The sequence below is a fragment of the Salinarimonas rosea DSM 21201 genome, assembly GCF_000429045.1.
GTDB classification, from domain to species: Bacteria; Pseudomonadota; Alphaproteobacteria; order Rhizobiales; family Beijerinckiaceae; genus Salinarimonas; species Salinarimonas rosea.
Genome location: NZ_AUBC01000006.1, coordinates 231,240 through 253,878 on the forward strand (window position 1 = coordinate 231,240; position 22,639 = coordinate 253,878).

Below are 22,639 nucleotides of genomic sequence, written 5' to 3' on the forward strand. Positions count from 1 at the left end.
CCTCCTAGATGGGCTTTGAAATTTTTAGTCCAGCCGCTAGAAGCTTTGGACTGCCGTAAAGCTCTTGCTCGAGGTTCACTATTTGCTGACTCCGACGGCCAGGACTGCGGATTACTATCCTCATCGACAAGTACTTGTCGCTGGCTGCATCAGCGTCGTTAATCGAAGTTCCAAACGATCCCCGATCTATTCGAATTAAGTCACATGTCCAACCATTGTCCTGGATAATAGAAAAGATCTCTTGCATAGCACTGGCGTCGTTCCTAATGACAAAAATCCTTTCATAAAGATCCCGATCTTCTCCATGCAGATGAATCCGCATTATACGGTCTTTGGTATCAACAACAGGCAAAATGAAAAAATCCCGCATCTTGATATTTGTATAGAAATTTTGATCAAGACACTGAAGGCCTGCTAGGGAAAGATTTCCATTGATCAATCGAACCCGTGAAGGCAGCGGTAGGGATTGCTCTAATATCTGCTTGAATAGCCGCCGGTACTCTTCTACCCGGCGGACGCGCAATCGAGGCAAGTTATCATCGCGGAAAAACATATCGTCTAGAAAGCTCACAATTATCTCCGCCTCGAAATCGCTGCTCGCGACTGCTCTCTTATCGATTCGATCGCGAGAGGATTGTGACAATGAGTCCAAATAATAGTGGAAGTTAAAAAAAGCTGAGATGGTGTGATAGCCCTCGACATCGCTGGGCGAAGCTTCGCAAGATAAAAGTTGTATCCTATAATCTGCCAGGATACCAAATAATTCTGAGAGGATACCAATCCGGTCATGAACATCGAACTCAAGGCGCCAGATGTCGCCCCAGTGATTTGGGTCGAAATTCGATAGGAGTATAGTCACGTCGTTGCTATTATTGATTGATGTCGCCGTGACATAGACAAACGATTGCTGCTCAAGCCCAAGGATCGACGTCAACGTCGCGGGAAGGATTATTTCTCCTCCTAGGCGCTCGCGCTTCAATGTCCCCTGGACGATCAATTTCTGTGCCCTTTCGCGAGAAGGAAATCGCAGACTGCCAGTGAGCCATTATCTAGATTTGTTCACGCTTGACAAGTGTGCCGCGAATGATCCTCGATGCCTCCTTGAGAGTGCGTGCCCATGCGCTCCCATAAGGCTGCCTGTCGCTGGCGGTTTCGGCGCCGGCTTGACTTCGCTGCCCGGCCTCTCCATCCCACTCGGCGCGAAAGCCGCTCGAGAGGCCGTCATGACCGCCACCGCCGCCCACATGGACCCGAGACGCTCGTTCCAGGGCCTGATCCTGACGCTGCAGCGCTTCTGGGCCGAGCAGGGCTGCGTCGTCCTCCAGCCCTACGATCTCGAGGTGGGGGCGGGGACGTTCCATCCGGCGACGACGCTGCGGTCGCTCGGGCCGAAGCCCTGGCGGGCGGCCTATGTCCAGCCCTCGCGCCGGCCGAAGGACGGGCGCTACGGCGAGAACCCGAACCGGCTCCAGCACTACTACCAATTCCAGGTCATCCTGAAGCCGAGCCCGCCCGAGATCCAGGACCTCTACCTCGGCTCGTTGGCCGCCATCGGGCTGGACCCGACGCTCCACGACGTGCGCTTCGTCGAGGACGACTGGGAGAGCCCGACGCTGGGCGCCTGGGGGCTCGGCTGGGAGTGCTGGTGCGACGGCATGGAGGTGAGCCAGTTCACCTACTTCCAGCAGGCCTGCGGCATCGAGTGCGCGCCGGTCTCGGGTGAGCTCACCTACGGGCTCGAGCGCATCGCCATGTACGTCCAGGGCGTCGAGAACGTCTACGATCTGAACTTCAACGGCCGCGAGGGCGCCGAGAAGGTCACCTACGGCGACGTCTTCCTCCAGGCGGAGAAGGAATTCTCGCGGCACAATTTCGAGCACGCCGACGTCGAGATGCTGTTTCGCCAGTTCAAGGACGCCGAGGCGGCCTGCCGGAAATACCTCGAGGCCGGCGAGGCCGGCGAGCGGCACCTGATGGTGCTGCCGGCCTACGACCAGTGCATCAAGGCCTCCCACGCCTTCAACCTGCTCGACGCCCGCGGCGTCATCTCGGTGACGGAGCGCCAGAGCTACATCCTGCGGGTCCGCGAGCTGGCCAAGGCCTGCGGTGCGGCGTGGCTCAGGACGGAGGCCGGCGGGGCGGCGGCGGCCTGAACGCCGCATTCACGGCCTGTTCAGCGCGGCCCGGCTAGCTATGATGCCGTCATGCGCACCCGTCTCGCCCTTCCCCTCGTCGCCCTCGTCCTCGGCCTCGCCGCCGCCCCCGCGCCGGCCTCGGCGCAGGCCTGCCTGTCGCCCGGGGAAACCCGGGAGGCGGTGGCGGCGGGGCGGGTGGTGCCGGCGGTGTCGGCGGTGCGGGCGGCGGAGGGCGCGGTGCCCGGCGCACAGGTCACGCAGGTCGATCTCTGCCCCGGCGGCGGCGGGCTCGTCTACCGCATCGCGGCGCTCGGCGGCGACGGGCGCTTCGTGACGGTGATCGTGGACGCCGGCTCCGGCGGCGTCGTCTCGGTGAACTGAGGAGGTCGGCTCATGCGCGTGCTCGTCGTGGAGGACGATGCCTCCCTCAACCGCCAGATCGTCGCCGCGCTGACCGACGCCGGCTACGTCGTCGACAAGGCCTTCGACGGCGAGGAGGGCCAGTTCCTCGGCGAGACCGAGCCCTACGACTGCGTCATCCTCGACCTCGGCTTGCCCAAGACCGACGGCGTCTCCGTCCTCTCCGCCTGGCGGCGGGAGGGCAAGGTCATGCCGGTGCTGATCCTCACCGCCCGCGACCGCTGGAGCGAGAAGGTCCAGGCCTTCGACGCCGGCGCGGACGACTACGTGACGAAGCCCTTCCACGTGGAGGAGCTGCTGGCGCGCGTGCGCGCCCTCGTGCGCCGCGCCGCCGGGCACGCGACGTCCGAGATCGTCTGCGGGCGCGTGACGCTCGACACCCGCGCGGGCCGGGTGCTCGTCGACGACATGCCCGTCAAGCTCACGAGCCACGAGTACCGGCTCCTCGCCTACATGATCCACCACAAGGGCCGGATCGTCTCGCGCGCGGAGCTGACGGAGCATCTCTACGACCAGGACTTCGACCGGGACTCGAACACGATCGAGGTCTTCGTCGGGCGCCTGCGCAAGAAGCTCGGCGTCGACGTGATCAAGACCATGCGCGGGCTGGGCTACGTGGTCGAGGAGGGCGCCTGAGGCGCGAGATCGCGATGCGCCTGCGCCTTCCCGAACGCCCGCTCGCCAACCGCTCGATCGCGGTCCGCCTCGCGGTCTCGGCCCTGTTCTGGAGCGGGGTCATCCTGGTCGGCGCCGGCGCCGTGCTCGTGGCGCTCTACCGCGACGCGACCGAGCGCGGCTTCGACGGCCGGCTGCTCGTCCACGCCACGACGCTCGGATCGCAGGTGGCGACCGGGCGCGAGGCGCTCGTCGCCGGCGATCCGCTGTTCGAGCTGCCCTTCTCCGGCTTCTATTGGCAGGTGGGCGCGCCCGGCGCCTCCCTGCGCGAGATCGATACCTCGCGCTCGCTGGTTGGCGCCACGCTGCCCTGGCTCGACGGGCCGCAGGCGGAGCTCGGCACGGTGCGCACGGGCTACGTCGCCGGGCCGGACGGGCGGTCGCTGCGCGCCGTCGAGCGCACGCTGGCGGCGGGGGAGGGGGCGCGCTTCACCGTGCTCGTCGCGGCGCCCGCGGACGAGATCGCCGCCGACGTGCGGCGCTTCGCGCTCGCGCTCGCCGCCACCTTCGCGGCGCTGGGGCTGCTGCTCGGGCTCTCGACGCTGCTCCAGATCCGCTTCGGGCTTCGCCCCCTCGCGCGCCTGCGCGCCGCCGTGGTCGCGATCCGCCGCGGCGAGGCGGAGACCGTGTCGGGCGACTACCCGCACGACATCGCCCCGCTCGCCGGCGAGATCAACCTGCTCATCGGCTCCAACCGCGACATCCTGGAGCGCGCCCGCACGCAGGTCGGCAACCTCGCGCACGCCCTGAAGACGCCGCTCTCGGTCCTCGTCAACGAGGCCCGTACCGGCGGGGGGCCGCTCGCCGATGTGGTCGAATCCGAGGCCGAGACCATGCGCCGGCAGATCGGCTACTACCTCGACCGCGCCCGCGCGGCGGCCCAGGTCGGCACGCTCGGCACGGTGACACCGGTCGCGCCGGTGGCCGCCTCGCTGATGCGCGCCTTCGCCAAGATCCACGCCGGCAAGCGCCTCGACCTCGCGCTGGAAGCGCCGGAGGAGGCGCGCTTCCGGGGCGAGAAGCAGGATCTCGAGGAGATGCTCGGCAACCTCCTCGACAACGCGGCGAAGTGGGCGAGGAGCCGCGTCGTGCTCCGCGCCGAGGCGTCGGGCGATGTGGAGCGCCCGCGCCTCCTGCTGATCGTCGAGGACGACGGGCCGGGGGTCCCGGCGGATCGGCGCGCGGAGATGGTGGAGCGCGGCAAGCGGCTCGACGAGAGCGTCCCCGGCTCGGGGCTCGGCCTCTCGATCGTCGCCGATCTCGCTGCGCTCTATCGCGGCTCGCTCACCCTCGGAGAGAGCGCGATGGGCGGGCTTTCCGCGACCCTGGATCTGCCTGGCGACGTAGGTTGAACCACCGCGCTGCATTGCGACCCGAGTTGTTTCCTGTACCATGACGGCTCCCACGAACGCACGAGGAGCGGCAGTGGCGCGGGACAGCCGACCGGCGAGCGAGGCGATGGGCTGGACGTCCTGGGAGGGCCTGGAGGCGACGCTCGGCGTGGCCGCTTTCGAGCAGGACCTCGTGACCGGCCGCCTCACGGGCACCCGCCGTTTCGCCGATCTCCACGGCCTCGATCCGTCGCGCGAGATCACGGTGGAGGCGGCGCGCGCGCGCGTCCATCCGGACGATCGCGCCCGCTGGATCGCGAACGACGAGCGCCTGCACCGCGAGCCCGGCCCCTACACGACCGAGTTTCGCGTGCGCACCGGCGCCGGCGTTCGTCGCCTGCTTGCATCGGGGAGGGTGCTCGTCGACGCGGACGGACGCGCTGACAGGCTCGTCGGGATCGTCGTCGAGCGGCCACAGCAGGCGGTGCGCGACGACGCGGAGCCGTCGTTTCGGGCCTGCTTCGAGCACGTCCCGGTCGCCGTCGCCAAGATGCGGGCGGACGGGCGCCTCGTCTTCGGCAATCCCGCGCTCGAGCGGCTCCTCGGGCGCCCGCTCCCGGACCGGGTCGACGACCTCTTCGGCGCGACGGGAAAGGATGCGCGCGCCGCGCTCCAGGCGATCGCGTCCGGCGCACGGAGCGAGGCGCTCTTCGAGGCGCCGCTCGCCGGCGGCGGTGGGGAGGTGTGGACCGAGGTGTCCGTCGCCCGCACCGACGACGCGGCATCCGACGAGCAGGCCGTGCTCGTCTTCCACGACGTCACGGAGCGTCGCCGCGTCGGGGGCCGGCTCGCGCGCAGCGAGGAGCGCTTCCGGGTCGCCCTCGCCGATGCGCCGACGACCGTGTTCGAGCAGGACGAGGGCCTGCGTTACCTGTGGATCTTCAACCCCCACCTCGAGATCTCCCAGGAGGACCTCGTCGGGCGCACGGATGCGGACTTCATGGATGCGCCGTCGGCGGCGCGCGTCGTCGCGCTCAAGCGCCGCGCGATGACCTCGCGCGAGGCCGTGCGCGAGATCGTGGAGGTCCGTACGCACGACGGCCACTCGGGCGTCTACGATCTCTTCGTCGAGCCGCGGGTCGATCCCGGCACGGGCGCGGTCGTGGGCGTCGCCTGCGCCGCGACCGACGTCACCGACGCCGCCCGTCGGGAGGCGGAGCTCGCCGCGCAGAAGGAGCGCTTCCGCACGTCAGTCGAGAGCATGCTCGACTGCTTCGGCGTCTACACCGCGCTGCGCGACGAGAGCGGGCGGATCGTCGACTTCCGGGTCGACTACGTCAACGACGCCGCCTGCGTTGCGAACGCCATGACGCGCGAGGCGCAGATCGGGAACGGCCTGTGCGAGATCCTTCCCGGACACCGCAGGTGCGGCCTGTTCGACGCCTACGTCGCGCTCGTGCAGACGGGCGAGCCGCTGCGCAAGGAGTCGGTCTTCTATTCCGACGCCTACGCCGGCCGGAAGCTGATCCGCGCCTTCGACGTCAGCGCCGCGAAGCTGGGCGACGGCTTCGTCGCCGTGTGGCGCGACGTCACCGACAGGAAGCGGCTCGAGGTCGAGCTGGCGGACGCGGTCGCCGAGCGCGACCGGCTGCTCGACCAGCAGCGCACGCTGCTGCGGGAACTCGACCATCGCGTGAAGAACAATTTCCAGCTGCTGGGAAACCTGCTTTCGCTGCAGGCGAAGGCGGTACCGGACGATGCGCGGCCGCATCTCGAGGACGCGCGCCAGCGCCTCATGACGATCGCGGCCGTCCACGACGTCCTGCGGGTCGATCCCGACCAGCTGGAGACGGTCTCGTTGCGCGAGGCGCTCCACGAGATGTGCGTCGCGCTGCGCTCCGGGGCCGGTCCGCGGATCGCGCTGACCCTGGAGGCGGACGACGTCGAGGTCGTCACCTCCCAGGCGGTGACGGTCTGCATGGTCGTCAACGAGATCGCGACGAACGCCCTGAAGTACGCCTTCGTCGGCCGCGACGGCGGGCGGGTGACGATCCGCGCCCTGGTGGAGGGCGCCGAGCTGCACCTCTCCGTCCGCGACGACGGCGTGGGGTACGATCCCGCCGCGGCGCGCGAGGGGCTCGGCACGCGGCTGCTGGAGCGGCTGTCGGCCGCGCTCGGCGGAGAGCCGCGGGTGGTCTCCGGCGACGACGGGACGCGCATCTCGTTCGTCTTCCCGCTCGCGAGCCTGACGCGTGGCGTCGCGGCGGAGACGGAGGGCACGGGGCGGGGCTAGGTTCTCTCCCGCTCCAGGATCCTCGCGAGCGCCGCCTCCTCCTCCGCCGAAAGCCCGGCGGCCGTCGGCGCGCCGGCGGCGATGCGCCGGCGGCGGCGCAGCGTCAGCACGAGGCCGGCCGCGCCGGCGATCAGGACCAGCGTCGGGGCGACCCACAGCACGATCGTGTAGGCGTTCAACGGCGGGCGCAGCAGCACGAAGTCGCCGTAGCGGTCGACCACGAAGGAGACGACCTCGTCGTTCGTGTCGCCCGCCTCGATGCGTTCGCGCACGAGCGTCCGCAGGTCGCGCGCGAGCGGTGCGTCGGAGTCGTCGATCGACTGGTTCTGGCAGACCAGGCAGCGCAGGCCCTTCGACACCTCGCGGGCCCGCTCCTCGAGGGCGGGGTCGTCGAGGATCTCGTCGGGTCCCAGCGCCGCGGCGGGGCCGGCGAGCGCCACCAGGGCCAGCGCCGAGGCAACGACACAGGCGCGGGCGGTGCCGCCGAGGCGCGCGAGGACGTTCGTGCGGGTCCGCATCGGCCTCACTCCGCGGGAACGGCTGAGGTGGCGGCGGGGCGCCGGGTCGACGATCCGCTCCCGCGTGGCCCGCCCTTGGCGCGCACGGGCGCGCCGACGCGGTAGCGCCGGTCGGTCAGGGCGAGCGCGGCGCCGAGCGCCATGATCACCGAGCCGATCCAGATGAGCAGGATCCACGGCTTGTAGTAGAGCCGCACGCCGAGCGAGCCGTCCGGCTGGATCTCGCCGAAGGAGATGTAGACCTGGCTGAAGCCGAAGGTCTCGAGGCCGGCCTCCGTGGTCGACATGCCGCGGGCGGGATAGATGCGCTTCATCGTTTCGAGCTGCGCGACCTCGCGGCCGTCGTCGAGCAGCGTGAAGCGCGCCACGTCCTCGTTGTAATTGTGCAGCGTGCGCGGGAAGACGCCCTCGAGCCGCGCCTCGTATCCGGCGATCGTCTGCACGTCGCCGGGGTTCATCGAGACGATCCGCTCCACCGACCATGCGGTCGCCGCGACGCCGACGACCGTGACGCCCATGCCCGCATGGGCGAGCACCGTGCCCCAGGTCGAGCGCGGCAGGCCGAGCGCGCGCTTCGCCGCCAGCGCGACGCCGCCCGATCCGCTCTGCCAGGCCCGCGTCGCGACCTCGTTGAAGGCGCCGAGCACGAGGAACACGCCGAGCCCGATCCCGAGCGGCGCCAGGGCCGGTCCCCCGAGCGTCACCGCATAGACCGCGACCGTCGCCAGGATGGCGAGACCCGCGGCGACGTAGAGCCGGCTCGTGATCCCCGCCACGTCGCCGCGCTTCCAGGCGATGACCTGGCCGAAGGGCAGCAGCAGCAGCAGCGGCACGGCGATGGGCAGGAAGGTCGCGTTGAAGAAGGGCGCGCCGACCGAGATCTTCGCCCCCGTGAGCGACTCGAGCGCCAGCGGGTAGAGCGTGCCGATGAACACCGTCGCGCAGGCGGTCGAGATGAACAGGTTGTTGAGGACGAGCGCACCCTCCCGCGACACCGGCGCGAAGATGCCGCCCTGCTTGAGCATCGGCGCGCGCCAGGCGAACAGCGCCAGCGACCCGCCGATGAAGAAGACGAGGATGCCCAAGATGAACAGCCCGCGGTCGGGATCGACGGCGAAGGCGTGGACCGAGGTCAGCACGCCCGAGCGCACGAGGAAGGTGCCGAGCAGCGAAAGCGAGAAGGTCAGGATCGCGAGCAGGATGGTCCAGACCTTGAGGGCGTCGCGCTTCTCCATGACGACCGTGGAGTGGATCAGCGCCGTGCCGGCGAGCCAGGGCATCAGCGAGGCGTTCTCGACCGGGTCCCAGAACCACCAGCCGCCCCAGCCGAGCTCGTAGTAGGCCCAGTACGAGCCCATGGCGATGCCGAGCGTCAGGAAGCCCCAGGCGGTGAGCGTCCAGGGCCGCACGGCGCGGGCCCAGACGGCGTCGATCTTGCCCTCGATCAGCGCCGCCATGGCGAAGGCGAAGGTGATCGAGAAGCCGACATAGCCGATGTAGAGGAGCGGCGGGTGGATCGCGAGGCCGGGGTCCTGCAGGAACGGGTTGAGGTCCTGCCCCTCGAACGGCGCCGGCGAGATGCGCTCGAACGGGTTCGAGGTGATGAGCAGGAACAGCAGGAAGGCGATGGTGACGAGCCCCTGCATCGCGATCGTGTTGGCGCGCAGCTTCGGCGGCACGGCGTTGCGGGCGACCGCGACCAGCGCGCCGAACAGCGCCAGGATGAGGATCCACAGGAGCATCGAGCCCTCGTGGTTCCCCCACACGCCGGTGAGCTTGTAGACGAAGGGCTTCTGCGAGTGCGAGTTCGCCACGACGTTCGCGAGCGAGAAGTCCGACGTCGCGTAGGCGAAGGACAGGACGCCGAACGAGAACAGTATCAGCGCAAAGACGCCGATCGCCGCGGGCGGTCCCACGCTCATCAGCGTCGCGTCGTTCGTCCGCGCCCCCCAGATCGGCACCAGGAACTGGACGACGGAGAGACCGAGCGCCAGGGCGAGCGCGAAATGTCCGGCTTCGATCAGCATCGCGGCGCGTTCCTCATCATCTCGCGATCGGGTCGGGCGACGGCCTCGCGGCCGTCACTGCGTGGGAGTGGTGATCGGCAGGTCGCGGGCGGCCGCCGGCCGGACCGCGGGGCCGTCGTGCTGCCACAGGCCGTTCTCCTTGAGCGCGTCCGCGACCTCGCGCGGCATGTAGTTCTCGTCGTGGCGCGCGAGAACCGTGTCCGCGACGAACAGCCCCGTGGCGTCGAGACGCCCCTCGGTGACGACGCCCTGGCCCTCTCGGAAGAGATCGGGAAGGAGGCCGCGGTAGCGCACCGTGACCGTCCCGCCGCCGTCCCCGACCGCGAAGGTCGTCACCTGGTCGCCGTGGCGCTCGACCGAGCCGGCCTCGACGAGGCCCCCGAGCCGGAAGCGCACGCCGGGCGCGACGCCCTCGCTCACGACCTGGGACGGCGCGCGGAAGAACACGATCGTGTCGCTCATCGCCCACAGCACGAGCCCGAGCGCGATCGCCAGCGTCGCGCCGGCGGCACCGATCAGCGTGAGGCGGCGTTGCTTCCTCGTCATCCTCGTCCCCAATCCGGTGCCCGATTCCCTCACTGCCTCGGCGCGGCCCCGCCGAGCCCCATCTCCGCGGCCGCCGCATCGAGCGTGGCGACGGCGGCGGGATCGCCCGCGAGCGCCTCGCGCGCCTCGGCGAGCGCGACCTGTGCGCGATCCCGATCACCCAGCACGGCGTAGGAGCGCAAGAGCCGCACCCACTCCTCCGCGCTTCCGCCGTCCTCCTTCAAGCGCGCGGCGAGGCCTTCCACCATGCCGCCGATCGCCGCAAGGCGATCCTCCTCGGGCAGCGCCGCGAGCGCGGCGCCGGCTTCCGAGCCCGGAGCGGTGGCGAAGGGCGCGCGCGGCTGGATCGGCGCGCCGCCCACGGCGACGAGGCGCTCGCCGACGACGTCGAGCCAGGGTGCGTTGGGCGGCGAGCGGCGCACGATCTCCTCGTAGGCCGCGCGGGCGCCGGCGACGTCGCCCTCCTGTTCCGCCGCCTGCGCGAGGTAGAATCGCGCCTTGGGATGGTTCTCGTCGAGGCCGAGCGCCTGCTCGAAGGCCTCGCGGGCGCGGGCCTTCACCACGCCGCCCTCGGCGTTGACGAGGGCCTCGCCAAGGTTCGCCAGGCGCGCGGGGTCGGGGCCGAGGAGCCGCAGCGCATTGGCCCAGGCCCGCGCGGCGTCCTCGAAGCGCCCCTGGCGCATGTAGACCGGGCCGAGCACGTCCCAGCCGCGCCCGTCGTCCGGGTCCTGCGCGAGGTGCGTCTCGATGCGCGCCACCGCCTCGGCGATGTCGAGGTTGCGCGGGTCGATCGTCTGCTCGAGCCGCGCCGAGAGCGGCTGCGCCGGCAGGTGCGGCGAGCCGTAGGCGCCGTAGACCGCGAGCGCGAGGAGCGGCACGGACGAGAGCGCCACGGCGGAGGCCGCGCGGCGCCGGCGCAGCGCCGGCTCGTCCACCGTCTCCTGCGGTGCGGAGGCCTGCGACGTCGCGCGGATCAGCCGACGGGCCGCCTCGGCCTTCGCCGCGCGCATCTCCTCGGCCGTGATCAGGCCACGCCCGTGGTCGCGCTCGATCTCGGCGATCTGGTCCTCGTAGAACAGCCGCTCGCTCTCGGCGGCGTCCGCCGTCTCGGCCGCCTTGCGGCGCGACAGGGGCACGAGCACCGCCAGCACGGCGGCGCCCGTCATGAGCGCGAAGAGGATCCAGATCGTCATGGGCCAGAATGTACAGCGTCGACCGTGGCGGAACGATGCTAGCGTTCGGCGACACGGTGTCACGCACGGGCAAATACGCACGAAAAAGGGGCTGCGAGAGCCCCTTCTCCAGGCAGTGTGCCGTCTGTCGGGGCGGTCGTCGTCAGCCGACGATCTCCCACGAGCCGTCCGGCTGGCGGCAGGCGGTGCCGTAGGCCTGCTGCGGGCGCCCGCCGATGTAGACCGTGTTCTGGTACTCGCGGCAATAGCGGCCGCTGCGCTGCACCGGCTCGAAGGCGATCACCTCGCCGTAGGCGTCGTCGCCCTGCCAGCGCACCGGCCGGCCGGGAGGGGCCGCGAAGGCCTGCCGCTGCGCCGCGTAGAGACGCTGCTGGTCGGCGGCGTCGAGATTGGCGCCGATCTGGCCGCCGATCAGCCCGCCGATCGCGGCGCCGGCGAGGCCGGCCGCGATGCGCTCGCCTGGGCCGCCGCCGATCTGCGAGCCGACGATGCCGCCGATCAGCGCGCCGGAGAAGCCGCCGACCTGCTGGTTCGGGCCGGCGCCGGCGCAGGCGCCGAGGGAGAGGGTCGCGGCGAGAGCGCCCGCGAGCGCGATGCTGGAGGTCTTCATGGGGCTCGACTCGTTGGCTTCGTTGATCCCGAACTGCAGAGCCCGATAAAGCGGCAACAAGATGAACGGGCGGTGAATGCGTGCGGAATCTCGTCCCATCGTGCGCGCAGCCTTACGAAAATGTCATGTGCGCGTGATGGCCGCGCAAGCTCGGCTGCTCCATCTTCCAGGGTCGAAGATCGAGACCTGTGAAGGGATGCTTGTCACGATGCGCGAGATCCGGACGTCCAGAACCCGCGGTGCGCGCCCGCGCGCCGGCCTCCTCGCCGCCGCCGCCCTCGCCGCCGTGGTCGGCGCCGGCGCCGTCGGCGGCGGCATGCTGCCCCCGCCCCCGGCGCTGGCCGAGCCGCTCACCCTCGAGCGGCCCCTCGTCATGCCCTCCTTCGCCGACGTGGTCGAGCGGGTGCGCCCCGCCGTCGTCTCCGTGCGGGTCCGCGCACAGGCGATCGCGACGCGCGGGCCGGAGGGCTTCGGCAGCGTGCCCGACCTCGCGCCGGGCGACCCGCTCTACGAGTTCTTCCGCCGCTTCGGCGAGGGCGACCCGCGCCAGCGCCGCGGCGGGCCTCCGCCGGAGCGCTTCGCCGCCTCCCAGGGCTCGGGCTTCTTCGTCTCCGCCGACGGCTATCTCGTCACCAACAACCACGTCGTCGAGAACGCGGTGGAGGTCGAGGTCCTGATGGACGACGGGCGCACCTTCGACGCCCGCGTCGTCGGCACCGACCCGCGCACCGATCTCGCCGTCGTCGAGGTGGACGCCGACGGGGAGACCTTTCCCTACGTGGAGTTCGCGCCGGAGCGCTCGCGCATCGGAGACTGGGTCGTGGCGATCGGCAACCCGTTCGGGCTCGGCGGCACGGTGACGGCGGGCATCGTCTCGGCGGAGGCACGCGACATCGGGGCCGGCCCCTACGACGAGTTCATGCAGATCGACGCGCCGATCAACCGCGGCAATTCCGGCGGCCCGACCTTCAACCTGCGCGGCCAGGTCGTGGGGGTGAACACCGCGATCTTCTCGCCGTCCGGCGGCAATGTCGGCATCGCCTTCGCCATCCCCGCGCATGTCGCGCAGAGCGTGACCACGCAGCTGCGCGCCGAGGGGGCGGTGACCCGCGGCTTCCTCGGCGTGCAGGTCCAGGCGGTGACGCCGGAGATCGCGGAGGCGATCGGGCTCGGGCGCGTGCGCGGTGCGCTCATCGCCCAGCCGCAGCCGAACACGCCCGCCGCGGACGCGGGGCTGCGCTCGGGCGACGTGATCCTCGCGGTCGACGGGGAGGCGGTCGACGACCACCGCGACCTGACCCGCCGCATCGCCGCGATCGCGCCCGGCACGCGGGTCGAGATCACGATCTTCCGCAAGGGCCGCGAGGCCGGTCTCGACGTGCGCATCGGCCGCCTGGGGACGTGACCGCGCGCGCCGGCGCGGCCGTTGGCGGGGCCGCTACGGCTCGCCGGAAGCGTCGGACGGCCCCACCGCCCGTGCTTCGCACGGACTCCTCCCCTCCGGGGAGGAAGCGGGGTCGGGGATGTCCCGAACGCCTTCGAGGGCCGCCGACCGCCTCCTCCCCGCAGGGGAGGACGACGGCCGAAGGACGGAGGGTGGGGAGGGCGGCGGGCGGGCTCGATCGTTCTTCGATCGGCCCCCCCCGGCGCCCGCTGGCATCGGCGGCGTGCACGCTTATCTGTGGCTCACCATGAAGATCCTCATCGTCGAAGACGACCGCGAGGCCGCCGCCTACCTCGCCAAGGGCCTGCGCGAGGCGGGGCACGCGGTCGATCACGCCGAGACCGGCCTCGACGGCTATGCGCTCGCCGAGGGCGGGGACTACGACATCCTCGTCGTCGACCGCATGCTGCCCAAGCTCGACGGGCTGTCGCTGATCCGCTCCCTGCGCGAGCAGGGCGTGGCGACCCCGGTGCTCATCCTCTCCGCGCTCGGCCAGGTGGACGACCGGGTGAAGGGCCTGCGCGCGGGGGGCGACGACTACCTGCCCAAGCCCTACGCCTTCTCGGAGCTCCTCGCCCGCGTCGAGGTGCTGGCGCGCCGCGGCGCGGCGCCCGCCGCCGCCGAGCCGACGCGCTACGCCGTGGCGGACCTCGAGCTCGACCGGCTGTCGCGGCGCGTCACCCGCGCCGGCACCGAGATCGAGTTGCAGCCGCGGGAGTTCCGGCTGCTCGAGTACCTGATGCGCAACGCCGGCCGGGTCGTCACCCGCACGATGCTGCTCGAGCACGTCTGGGACTACCATTTCGACCCGCAGACCAACGTCATCGACGTCCACGTCTCGCGGCTGCGCGCCAAGATCGACAAGGGCTTCGAGACGGCGTTGATCCAGACCGTGCGCGGCGCGGGCTACCGCCTGCGCGGAGCCGGCGAGTGAGCGGGCTGACGAAAATCCTCTCCACGACGGCCTTCCGGCTGTCGCTGTTCTACCTCGTGGTCTTCGCGCTCTCGATCGTGCTCGCGCTCGGCTACGTCGCCTGGAGCGCCGAGCGGATCACGACCCGGGGCATGGTCGAGACGATCGAGGCGGAGATCGCCGATCTCGAGCAGACCTGGCGCCGCGGCGGGCTGCGTCGCCTCGCGGGCGCGGTGGAGCGCCGCGCGCAGGCGCCCGGCGCCTCCGTCTACCTGTTCACCACGCCGCAGGGCCAGCGCATCACCGGCAACGTCGTCTCGGTCTCGCCGGGCACGCTCGACAGCCCCGGCGAGCGCACGATCGAGTATGCGCGTCTCACCGCGGAGGACGAGAGCGGCGTCGCCGTGCACCGGGCGCTGGTGCGGGTGTTCGTGCTGCCCGGTGGCTTTCGCCTGCTGGTCGGGCGCGACATGGGCGAGCGCGATCGCATCGTCGAGGCGATCTGGGGCGCGTTCGGCTGGTCGGTCCTCGTGCTCGTGGTGCTCGGCTTCGTCGGCGGCTGGCTGGTCTCGAAGCGCGTGCTCGGCCGCATCGAGGCGATGACGGCGACGACGAAGACGATCATGGCCGGCGACCTCTCCGGGCGCCTCGGCGTCTCCGGATCGGGCGACGAGCTCGACCGGCTGGCGGAGAGCCTCAACGCCATGCTGGAGCGCATCGGCGAGCTGATGGAGGGCATGCGCCAGGTCTCCGACAACATCGCGCACGACCTCAAGTCCCCGCTGGCGCGCCTGCGCGCCCGGGCCGACGAGGCGCTGCGCACCGCCGAGGGGCCCGAGGCCCTGCGCGCGGCGCTGGAGCGCACGATCGAGGAGAGCGACGACCTCATCCGCGTCTTCGACGCGCTCCTGATGATCGCGCGGCTCGAGGCCGGCAACGCGCGCGAGATGCGCGCGCCGATCGACGCCGCCGAGATCGCGCGCGGCGTCGGCGAGCTCTACGAGGCCGTGGCGGAGGATGCGGGCGTGACGCTCGAGACCGACATCGCCGATACGCTCCCGCTCGAAGGCTCGCGCGAGCTGCTCGGCCAGGCGCTCGCGAACCTCCTCGACAACGCGCTCAAGTACGCGGGCGAAGGGGCGCCGGGCGCCCCGGTGACGCTCACCGCCGCGCGCGACGGCGACACGGTGACGATCGCCGTGCGCGACCGCGGTCCCGGCATCCCGGAAGCGGAGCGCGCGCGGGTGCTGGAGCGCTTCGTGCGGCTGGAGACGGCGCGCACACGCCCGGGCTTCGGGCTCGGCCTCTCGCTCGTGGCGGCGGTCGCGCGGTTGCACGGAGGCGTGCTGCGGCTCGAGGACGCCGCCCCGGGCCTGCGCGCCGTTCTCGTCCTGCCGGCCGGCGGCGCGTCTCAGAACGACGCCTCGACGAGGATGGCGGTGGCGTCGTCCGAGCGCTTGAAGCGCGGGTAGAGCCGCCCCGCGGGGTCGATCTCGGTCTCGATCGTGCGCAGCTGCTCGCCGAGCGCGGCGAGCCCCTCGGTGCACGCCCGCTGCATCAACCCTGCGACGTCGACCGCGCCGTAGAGCTCGACGAGCGCGGAGAAGCCGTCGGTCGCGAGCAGCACCTGCGCCGTGCCGTCGAGCCGGACCGACCCGCGCTCCGCCAGCGCCACCGCGTCCGGATGCAGGCCGAAGATCGCCGGTGCGGCCGCGACCTGCGCGCGCTTGCGGCGCTCGGCGTCGGCGCGGTAGGCCGGGCTCTTGCGCATCGTCTCGATGTCGAGGCCCGTCTCGCGCAGGAGCCGCTCCGCGTGCGCGCTCTCGGCCCGGCGCAGGCCCGGCGCCTCGCCGAGCGTATAGACGCCGCCGCCGGCGTCGCGGACGTAGGCGATGGTGTCGGCGAGCGTCAGCGTCTCGACGGCGCCCGGGCGCGCGTGGGCGAGGGTCAGCGCGGCGGCGGGCCAGGTGTGCCGCTCCATCCGCTCCGCGCGGCCGGTCTCCTCGACGCGCGCGAGGAAGCGCGCGCGGGCCTCCTCGACCACCGAGAGCACGAGACGGGCCGCGTCCCGGGCCCTCGGCGCGAGCGCGGCGAAGCGCTCGTTCGCGAAGGCGACGAGCCAGGCGGCGTCGGAAGGCGCGTCCATGATCGGCTCGGTGCCGGGCAGGATCGCTCCGTCGATCGCCCAGGCGAAATCCCCCGCCGCACCGCAGGCGTCCTCGTTCGGGCGCTCGGGTGAGCCGGGAAGCGAGAGGCTGTCGCGGACGACGAAGGGCATCGTGGAGGCTCCGGGGGCGCGTCGAGGCGGACGCCGGCGGAGTGTGGCATGGCGCACGGCGGCGGTCGACGGCCCCGGCCGTTTGAGCTAAGCGGGACGGGCTCGCTCGTTTCCGCACGCCTCCCTCCCCGAGACCGACGATGCTCGACGCCGACTTCCTCTGGGCCGCGTTCGTCACGCTGCTCGTCACGCTCGACCCGCCGGGGTTGGCGCCGATCTTCCTGTCGGTGACGGACGGCATGACCAGGGAGCAGCGCCGCGGCGTCTCGGTGCGCGCCTGCCTGATCGCCTTCGCCATCCTGCTGTTCTTCGGCTTCGGTGGGGAATTGCTGCTGCAGGCGCTCGGCGTCGGGCTGCCGGCCTTCCGGATCGCCGGCGGGATCCTGCTCTTCTACATCGCCTTCGAGATGATCTTCGGCGGGCGCTCGGAGCGCAAGCGCGAGACGGCGCAGACGGCGATCACCCTCGACCACGTGCGCAACGTCGCAGCCTTCCCGCTCGCGATCCCGCTGATGGCGGGTCCCGGCGCCATCACCGCGGTGATCCTGCTCGCGGGCCGCGCGGCGGGCGAGCCCGCGATGCAGGCGGCGCTCGTCGGCGTCATCGCGGTCTGCGTCGCCACCTGCTTCCTGGCCTTCCTCGTCGCGGAGCGCGTGTCGAAGCTGCTCGGCGTCACCGGCAACATCGTGCTCACGCGGCTTCTCGGCGTCATCCTCGCCGCGCTCGCGGTGCAGTTCGCGGTGGACGGGATCACGAGCCTCGTTTCGGGCTGATCAGCAGCGGCCCCGCCCGTCCTGGAAGTACACGCCCCGCGTGAAGCGGTAGCGCACGTTCAGGATCTCCGAGCCGCCGTCGAAGGAATGGTTGCGCTGGATCGTGACGAAGCGCGGCGGGCGCTGGCCGTACTCGATGCAGTAGGAGCCCACCACGCTGAGGATCTGCTTCCAGCCGATCCAGCGGCGATCGACGAAGACGAACGTCTCGCAGCCGGCGGGCGCGCAGTGCATCGACTGGCGGCCATGGCAGTCGAACCGGTTCTGGTCGAGGATCGCGTCCGGGCGGCCGTTGCCGGTGAGGTCGATGCGCTCGATCGCCATCATCGGGTCGCCCGGCCTGCCGCCCGCGGCCCGGCAGGCCTCCACCATGGCCGTCGCGCGGGACTGGACCAGGTCCGGCAGCTCGTCGAGCCGGGCCTCGGCGGGGCGGGCCGTGAGGAGAACGGCGACGAGGAGGGCGCACGCGAAGAGCCCCGGCGCCAGGAGCGCCGCCGCGATGGGGCTCGGGATGGGCCGATGCGTGCGCATGACACAGGCTGCCCACGCACCCGTTAAATCCGCGTGAACGCGGCGCGGCTCGCCCCTCAGCCGCGCGTCAGGTCCCCGAGCAGGCTCGCCGCCACCGTGAGCTTCGACAAGGTCAGCCCCGACGAGACGATGCCGTCCACGGCGGTGCGGATGCGCGTCACGTCCGGGCGGCTCGCGCACCAGGCCTCGACCGCGTCGCGGCCGGAGCCCTGCTCGCGGGCGATCTCCGCCGTGAGCCGGCGATGCGCGTCGGCGACGCCCGAGAGCGCGCGCTCGAGCGCGAGGCGGTCGTAGTAGTCCGAGATCGCCACATCGCGGCCCTGCGCGGCGAGCGTGCCGAGCCGGAAGGTCTCGTCGAGGGCGAAGTAGGTCGCCGCGACGTCGCGGATCGAGCGCCCCGCGTCGCCGGCGATGAGCACGATGTCGGGCGCGGCGACGAGGATCGGCAGCGCCGCGAGCCGGCGGGCGAGCGTCTCCGGCACCGCCTGGGCGGTCAGCGCGCCGGTGCGTTCCCGCCAGAGCGCCTGCGCGGCGTCGGGCAGGCAGTCGGCCAGCGCCTCCTCGACGGCCACGACACCCTCGCGGAAGCGCCCGATGATCGCATCGAGCGGCTCGAGGTCGAGGTCGACGTTGCGGATGAACCAGCCGATGCGGTTCATCGCCAGCTCCTCGAGCTCGGCGTAGAGCGTGAGCTGCAGCGCGCCCCCGACGGCGTTGTCGAGCGCGTCGACGCCGGCATTGAGCGCGACGAGGCCGAAGGAGTCGCGCGCCGCGGCGTAGGCGGCGGCGATTGTGGGGGCGTCGGCGCCGGTCGCGTCCGCGAGACGGGCGATGACGGTCGGCCCGCCGCGGTTGACGATGGCGTTCGAGAGCTGGGTCGCGATGATCTCCCGGCGCAGCCGATGCGTCTGGATCGCATCCTCGAAGCGCTCCTGGAGCGCGGCGGGGAAGTAGCGGTCGAGCTCGCGGCCGAGATAGGGGTCGTCGGGCACCGGGCTCGCGAGCAGCTGATCGTAGAGCTGGAGCTTGGCGTAGGCGAGGAGCACGGCGAGCTCGGGCCGCGTCAGGCCTTCGCCGGCCTCGGCGCGGGCCGTGAGCGCCACGTCGTCGGGCAGCTGCTCGACGCCGCGGTCGAGCCGGCCCTCGTGCTCGAGGCCCTGCATCAGGCGGCGCACGAAGCCGACGTCTCCGGCCCCGCGTCGCTCGGCCAGCGAGAGCGAGAGCGTCTGGAGATAGTTGTTGCGCAGGACGAGGCCCGCGACCTCCTCCGTCATCTCGGCGAGCAGCGCGTTGCGCGCGTCCGGCGTCAGGCGGCCGTCGCGCAGGGGGGTGTCGAGGGCGATCTTGATGTTGACCTCGACGTCGGACGTGTTCACGCCCGCCGAGTTGTCGATCGCGTCGGTGTTGAGGCGCACGCCCCGGCGCGCCGCCTCGATGCGACCGAGCTGGGTGACGCCGAGGTTGGCGCCCTCGCCGATCACCCGCGCGCGCAGCTCGCCGCCGGTGACCCGGATCGCGTCGTTGGCGCGGTCGCCCACGGCCTCGTCGGTCTCGCTCGCGGCGCGGATGTAGGTGCCGATGCCGCCGAACCAGAGCAGGTCGACGCGCATGCGCAGGATCGCGCGCATCACCTCGAAGGGGGTCGCGGTCTTCTGGTCGAGGTCGAGCAGGGCGCGCATCGCATCCGTGAGCGGGATCGCCTTGAGGCTGCGCGAGAACACGCCGCCCCCCGGCGAGATCAGGCTCGCGTCGTAGTCGGCCCAGGAGGAGCGGCCCAGGTCGAACAGGCGCTTGCGCTCGGTGAAGGAGGCCTCGGGGTCGGGGTTGGGGTCGATGAAGATGTCGCGGTGGTCGAAGGCGGCGACGAGCTTGATCGCGCGCGAGAGCAGCATGCCGTTGCCGAAGACGTCGCCCGACATGTCACCCACGCCCGCGACCGTCACCGGCTGCGACTGGATGTCGACGTCCATCTCCCGGAAGTGGCGCTTCACCGCCTCCCAGGCGCCGCGCGCCGTGATGCCCATGCCCTTGTGGTCGTAGCCGTTCGACCCGCCCGAGGCGAAGGCGTCGCCGAGCCAGTGGCCGCGGGCGAGCGAGAGGGCGTTGGCCGTGTCGGAGAAGGTCGCGGTGCCCTTGTCGGCGGCCACGACGAGATACGGGTCGTCGCCGTCGTGACGCACGGTGTCCGGCGGCGGGCGGACGTCGTCGCCGACGATGTTGTCGGTGAGCTCGAGCAGCGTGTCGATGAAGACCTTGTAGCTCTCCCGCCCCTCCTCGAACCAGGCCTGGCGGTCGCTCGCCGGCGGCAGGCGCTTGGGCACGAAGCCGCCCTTGGCGCCGACCGGCACGATGACGGCGTTCTTGACCTGCTGCGCCTTGACGAGGCCGAGCACCTCGGTGCGGAAGTCCTGCGGGCGGTCCGACCAGCGCAGGCCCCCGCGCGCCACCTTGCCGAAGCGCAGATGCAGTCCCTCGACGCGCGGCGAGTAGACGAACACCTCGTAGAGCGGGCGGGGCAGGGGCATGGCCTCGACCTTCGCGCACTCGATCTTGAAGGCGATGGTGCGCCGGGCCTGGCCGTTCGGCTCGATCTGGAAGTAGTTCGTGCGCAGGGTCGCCTCGACGAGGTTGACGAAGCGGCGCAGGATGCGGTCGTCGTCGAGGCTCTGCACGGCGCCGAGCATCTCCTCGATGCGCCCGCGCACCTCGGCCTCGGCCTCCTCCCGCGGGCGCCGGTCGGTCACGCGCGGGTCGAATCGGGCGTAGAAATAGTCGACGATCGCCGCCGCCAGGTCGGGATGGCGGGCGAGGGTCGTGGCGAGGTAGTCCTGCCCGTAGGCGATGCGGACCTGGCGCAGGTAGCGCGCCAGCGCCCGGATCATGGCGACGTCCCGCCAGCCGAGCTCGGCCTCGAGCACGAGCTTGTTGAAGCCGTCCGATTCGGCGAAGCCGCGGAACAAGGCGAGCAGCGCCGCCTCGATGGTCTTCTCGATGCGCTCGATCGTGATCGCGCCGCCGGCGGCGCGGGTCAGCGTCATGTCGTGCAGCCAGACGCGATCGCCGTCGGCGGCGCCGGCGGGGAGGACGCGGTAGGTCCGCTCGTTGACGACGTGGAAGCCGAGGTTCTCGAGCAGCGGCACGCGCTCGGAGAGCGGCAGGCCGGCGCCGCGGGAGAAGACCTTCAGGTTCACCCGCGTCTCGGGATCGCCCTCGCGGCGGTAGAGATCCACCGCGCGCGGCCGGTCGGCCGAGATGCGCTCGACGATGAGGATGTCGCGGATCGCCTCGTGGGCGGAGAAGGCCTCGCGATAGGCGGCGCTGAAGGCGTCGGCGTAGCGCGCGGCGAGCGTGCGCGCCCGCGGGCCGCCGATTTCCTCGCGCAGCGCGTCGCGCAGGGCGTCGCCCCAGGTGCGCACGATCGCTCCGACGCCGTCCTCCAGCTGCGCGCGGGAGATGTCGGGCGTCTCGCCCTCCTCGCGGCCGATGATGTAGTGCGTGCGTGCGAGCGGCCCTTCCGGATAGGCCGGGTAGGCGGCCGAGACGCGGCCCTGGTAGACGCCGGCGAGGAACTCGCCGACCTTGCGGCGCACCTGCGTGTCGTAGCGATCCTTGGGGATGAACACGAGCACGGAGACGAAGCGGTCGAACTCGTCGGGCCGGGCCAGCACGCGCACGCGCGGGCGATCGGCGAGGTTCATGATCTCCAGCGCGAAGTCGTAGAGCGTCTCCTCGTCGATCTGGAAGAGCTCGTCGCGCGGGTAGTTCTCCAGCACGTTGATGAGCGCGCGCCCGGCGTGGCTCTGCGGGTCGAACTCGGCCCGCTCCAGGACCTTGTCCCGCTTCAGGCGCAACACCGGCACGTCGTCTGTCGATTCGGTGTAGGCGCTCGCCGTGAACAGGCCGACCACGCGCAGCTCGCCGGCGACCTCGCCGACGTCCGAGAACAGCTTGATGCCGACATAGTCGAGATGCGCCCGGCGATGGACGCGGGACTTCACGTTGGCCTTGGTGGTGATCAGCGCGGACGGCTTCTCCAGGAAGGCGCGGACCTCGGGCGTCATGGCGACGAGCTCGCGGCCGCGACGCAGCACCTTGACGGCGGGATCGCGCAGGATGCCGAGCCCCGAGCCCTCGATCGGCGCCGCCGCGACGTCGCCGTGCGGGAAGCTGTACTCGCGCACGCCGAGCAGCGTGAAATTGTCCGCGGCGATCCAGTCGAGGAAGGCGAGCGCCTCCTCGGTCTCCTGGGCGGGCAGGGGAGGGGGCGTCTCGCGGTAGCGGCGAATCGCGCCGGCGAGCCGCTCGCGCATGGCGCCCCAGTCCGCCACCGCCACGGCGACGTCCGCGTAGACGCGCTCCAGGCCCGCGCGCAGGCGCTCGCGGGCCTCCTCGTCGAGCCGGTCGAGGTGGATGTGGATGAGGCTCTCGCGCATCGCGCCCGCGGGGGGCGCCCCGCGGGCGGGGCCGATCAGCTCGACGAGGCGCCCCGCCTCGTCGCGGCGGAGGGTGAGGATCGGGTGCGCGACGAGGCGCGGCTCGTAGCCCTGGTCGACGATCTCGGCGAGTGTCGAGTCGAGCAGGAAGGGCATGTCGTCGTTGACGACCTCGACGAGCGTCAGCTCGCGCCCGGGGGCGGTGCCGTCGCCGGCGAGCTCGCGGTCGACGACCAGGAGGTCGTGGCGGTCGGCGCCGGGCGCGAAGGCGCGGGGCTTGCGCAGGTGATCGTAGGCGGCGTTGGCGAGCTCCGCGAGCTCGGCGGGGGCGTAGCGGTCGAGGTCCTCGCGGGGCGTGCGGCCGAAGAGGTCGTCGACCACGCGCGGGGGCGCCTGGCGGCTGCGCTCCTCCTCGAGCGCGGCCATCGCCGCCGCGATCGTGCCGCCCGTGTCCCCGTCCTCGATCCGGTCCATGACGCCCCTCCTCGGGTCGCTCGCCGTCCCGGCGGACGGCGTCGA

At 71.5% G+C, this 22,639-nt stretch carries 18 protein-coding genes; 9 read left to right on the forward strand and 9 right to left on the reverse strand.

Features of this window, described 5'->3' with window-relative positions:
• Positions 1 to 4 precede the first annotated feature (4 nt).
• Entirely contained in the window at positions 5 to 997 is a 993-nt protein-coding gene (locus G407_RS31590; protein ID WP_156917486.1) for an ACT domain-containing protein, read from the reverse strand.
• A 226-nt stretch (positions 998 to 1,223) separates the two neighbouring features.
• Here G407_RS31590 and G407_RS0106300 point away from each other — a divergent pair, with 226 nt between their 5' ends.
• The 5 genes from G407_RS0106300 to G407_RS0106320 all read left to right on the forward strand — a co-directional run bounded on the left by G407_RS0106300 (position 1,224) and on the right by G407_RS0106320 (position 6,854).
• Complete coding sequence (locus G407_RS0106300) at positions 1,224 to 2,153, forward strand: glycine--tRNA ligase subunit alpha (RefSeq protein WP_029030130.1); 930 nt, start codon at positions 1,224 to 1,226, stop codon at positions 2,151 to 2,153.
• Positions 2,154 to 2,204: 51 nt separating this feature from the next.
• The gene (locus tag G407_RS0106305; protein ID WP_029030131.1) at positions 2,205 to 2,516 is read left to right on the forward strand and encodes a PepSY domain-containing protein; all 312 of its coding nucleotides are present in this window, start codon (positions 2,205 to 2,207) and stop codon (positions 2,514 to 2,516) included.
• 12 nt (positions 2,517 to 2,528) lie between these two features.
• Entirely contained in the window at positions 2,529 to 3,191 is a 663-nt protein-coding gene (locus tag G407_RS0106310) for a response regulator transcription factor (RefSeq protein WP_029030132.1), read from the forward strand.
• A gap of 14 nt (positions 3,192 to 3,205) precedes the next feature.
• Positions 3,206 to 4,582, forward strand: a complete 1,377-nt coding sequence (locus G407_RS0106315) for an ATP-binding protein (protein WP_029030133.1) — start codon at positions 3,206 to 3,208, stop codon at positions 4,580 to 4,582.
• Positions 4,583 to 4,655: 73 nt separating this feature from the next.
• Positions 4,656 to 6,854: a PAS domain S-box protein gene (locus G407_RS0106320; protein ID WP_169728763.1), complete on the forward strand. Its 2,199-nt coding sequence runs from the start codon at positions 4,656 to 4,658 to the stop codon at positions 6,852 to 6,854.
• Here the strand turns inward: G407_RS0106320 and G407_RS0106325 are convergent.
• From G407_RS0106325 to G407_RS0106345, 5 genes are all read right to left on the reverse strand, one after another.
• On the reverse strand, positions 6,851 to 7,372 hold the full coding sequence (locus G407_RS0106325) for a cytochrome c-type biogenesis protein (RefSeq protein ID WP_052341018.1): 522 nt from the start codon (positions 7,370 to 7,372) through the stop codon (positions 6,851 to 6,853). The genes G407_RS0106320 and G407_RS0106325 overlap by 4 nt on opposite strands.
• Before the next feature lie 5 nt (positions 7,373 to 7,377).
• Positions 7,378 to 9,399, reverse strand: coding sequence for a heme lyase CcmF/NrfE family subunit (locus G407_RS0106330; protein WP_029030136.1), 2,022 nt, complete (start codon positions 9,397 to 9,399; stop codon positions 7,378 to 7,380).
• A gap of 54 nt (positions 9,400 to 9,453) precedes the next feature.
• Positions 9,454 to 9,945 carry a cytochrome c maturation protein CcmE gene (ccmE, locus tag G407_RS0106335; RefSeq protein ID WP_029030137.1) on the reverse strand — a complete coding sequence of 164 codons (492 nt, stop codon included), beginning with the start codon at positions 9,943 to 9,945 and terminating at the stop codon, positions 9,454 to 9,456.
• A gap of 29 nt (positions 9,946 to 9,974) precedes the next feature.
• Positions 9,975 to 11,138 (reverse strand): c-type cytochrome biogenesis protein CcmI, encoded by a 1,164-nt coding sequence (gene ccmI, locus G407_RS0106340; protein ID WP_029030138.1) that lies wholly within the window; start codon positions 11,136 to 11,138, stop codon positions 9,975 to 9,977.
• Between the two features lie 142 nt (positions 11,139 to 11,280).
• Positions 11,281 to 11,748, reverse strand: a complete 468-nt coding sequence (locus G407_RS0106345; protein ID WP_029030139.1) for a glycine zipper 2TM domain-containing protein — start codon at positions 11,746 to 11,748, stop codon at positions 11,281 to 11,283.
• A 208-nt stretch (positions 11,749 to 11,956) separates the two neighbouring features.
• On the opposite strand from G407_RS0106345, the gene G407_RS26100 reads away from it, so the two are divergent.
• The 3 genes from G407_RS26100 to G407_RS26105 all read left to right on the forward strand — a co-directional run bounded on the left by G407_RS26100 (position 11,957) and on the right by G407_RS26105 (position 15,577).
• Positions 11,957 to 13,153 carry a trypsin-like peptidase domain-containing protein gene (locus G407_RS26100; protein WP_052341039.1) on the forward strand — a complete coding sequence of 399 codons (1,197 nt, stop codon included), beginning with the start codon at positions 11,957 to 11,959 and terminating at the stop codon, positions 13,151 to 13,153.
• Positions 13,154 to 13,439: 286 nt separating this feature from the next.
• Positions 13,440 to 14,126, forward strand: coding sequence for a response regulator transcription factor (locus G407_RS0106355; protein ID WP_029030140.1), 687 nt, complete (start codon positions 13,440 to 13,442; stop codon positions 14,124 to 14,126).
• Positions 14,123 to 15,577, forward strand: a complete 1,455-nt coding sequence (locus G407_RS26105) for a sensor histidine kinase (protein WP_084327349.1) — start codon at positions 14,123 to 14,125, stop codon at positions 15,575 to 15,577. The genes G407_RS0106355 and G407_RS26105 overlap by 4 nt, the downstream gene beginning before the upstream one ends.
• Here G407_RS26105 and G407_RS30255 read toward each other — a convergent pair.
• On the reverse strand, positions 15,517 to 16,383 hold the full coding sequence (locus G407_RS30255; RefSeq protein ID WP_029030141.1) for a protein phosphatase 2C domain-containing protein: 867 nt from the start codon (positions 16,381 to 16,383) through the stop codon (positions 15,517 to 15,519). The two genes, G407_RS26105 and G407_RS30255, sit on opposite strands and share 61 nt — an antisense overlap.
• 140 nt (positions 16,384 to 16,523) lie before the next feature.
• Here G407_RS30255 and G407_RS0106370 point away from each other — a divergent pair, with 140 nt between their 5' ends.
• Positions 16,524 to 17,156, forward strand: coding sequence for a MarC family protein (locus tag G407_RS0106370; RefSeq protein ID WP_029030142.1), 633 nt, complete (start codon positions 16,524 to 16,526; stop codon positions 17,154 to 17,156).
• On the opposite strand, the gene G407_RS0106375 is transcribed toward G407_RS0106370, so the two are convergent.
• Positions 17,157 to 17,687, reverse strand: coding sequence for a hypothetical protein (locus G407_RS0106375; protein ID WP_029030143.1), 531 nt, complete (start codon positions 17,685 to 17,687; stop codon positions 17,157 to 17,159).
• A 56-nt stretch (positions 17,688 to 17,743) separates the two neighbouring features.
• The gene (locus G407_RS0106380; protein WP_052341019.1) at positions 17,744 to 22,594 is read right to left on the reverse strand and encodes an NAD-glutamate dehydrogenase; all 4,851 of its coding nucleotides are present in this window, start codon (positions 22,592 to 22,594) and stop codon (positions 17,744 to 17,746) included.
• Between the last annotated feature and the right edge of the window lie 45 nt (positions 22,595 to 22,639).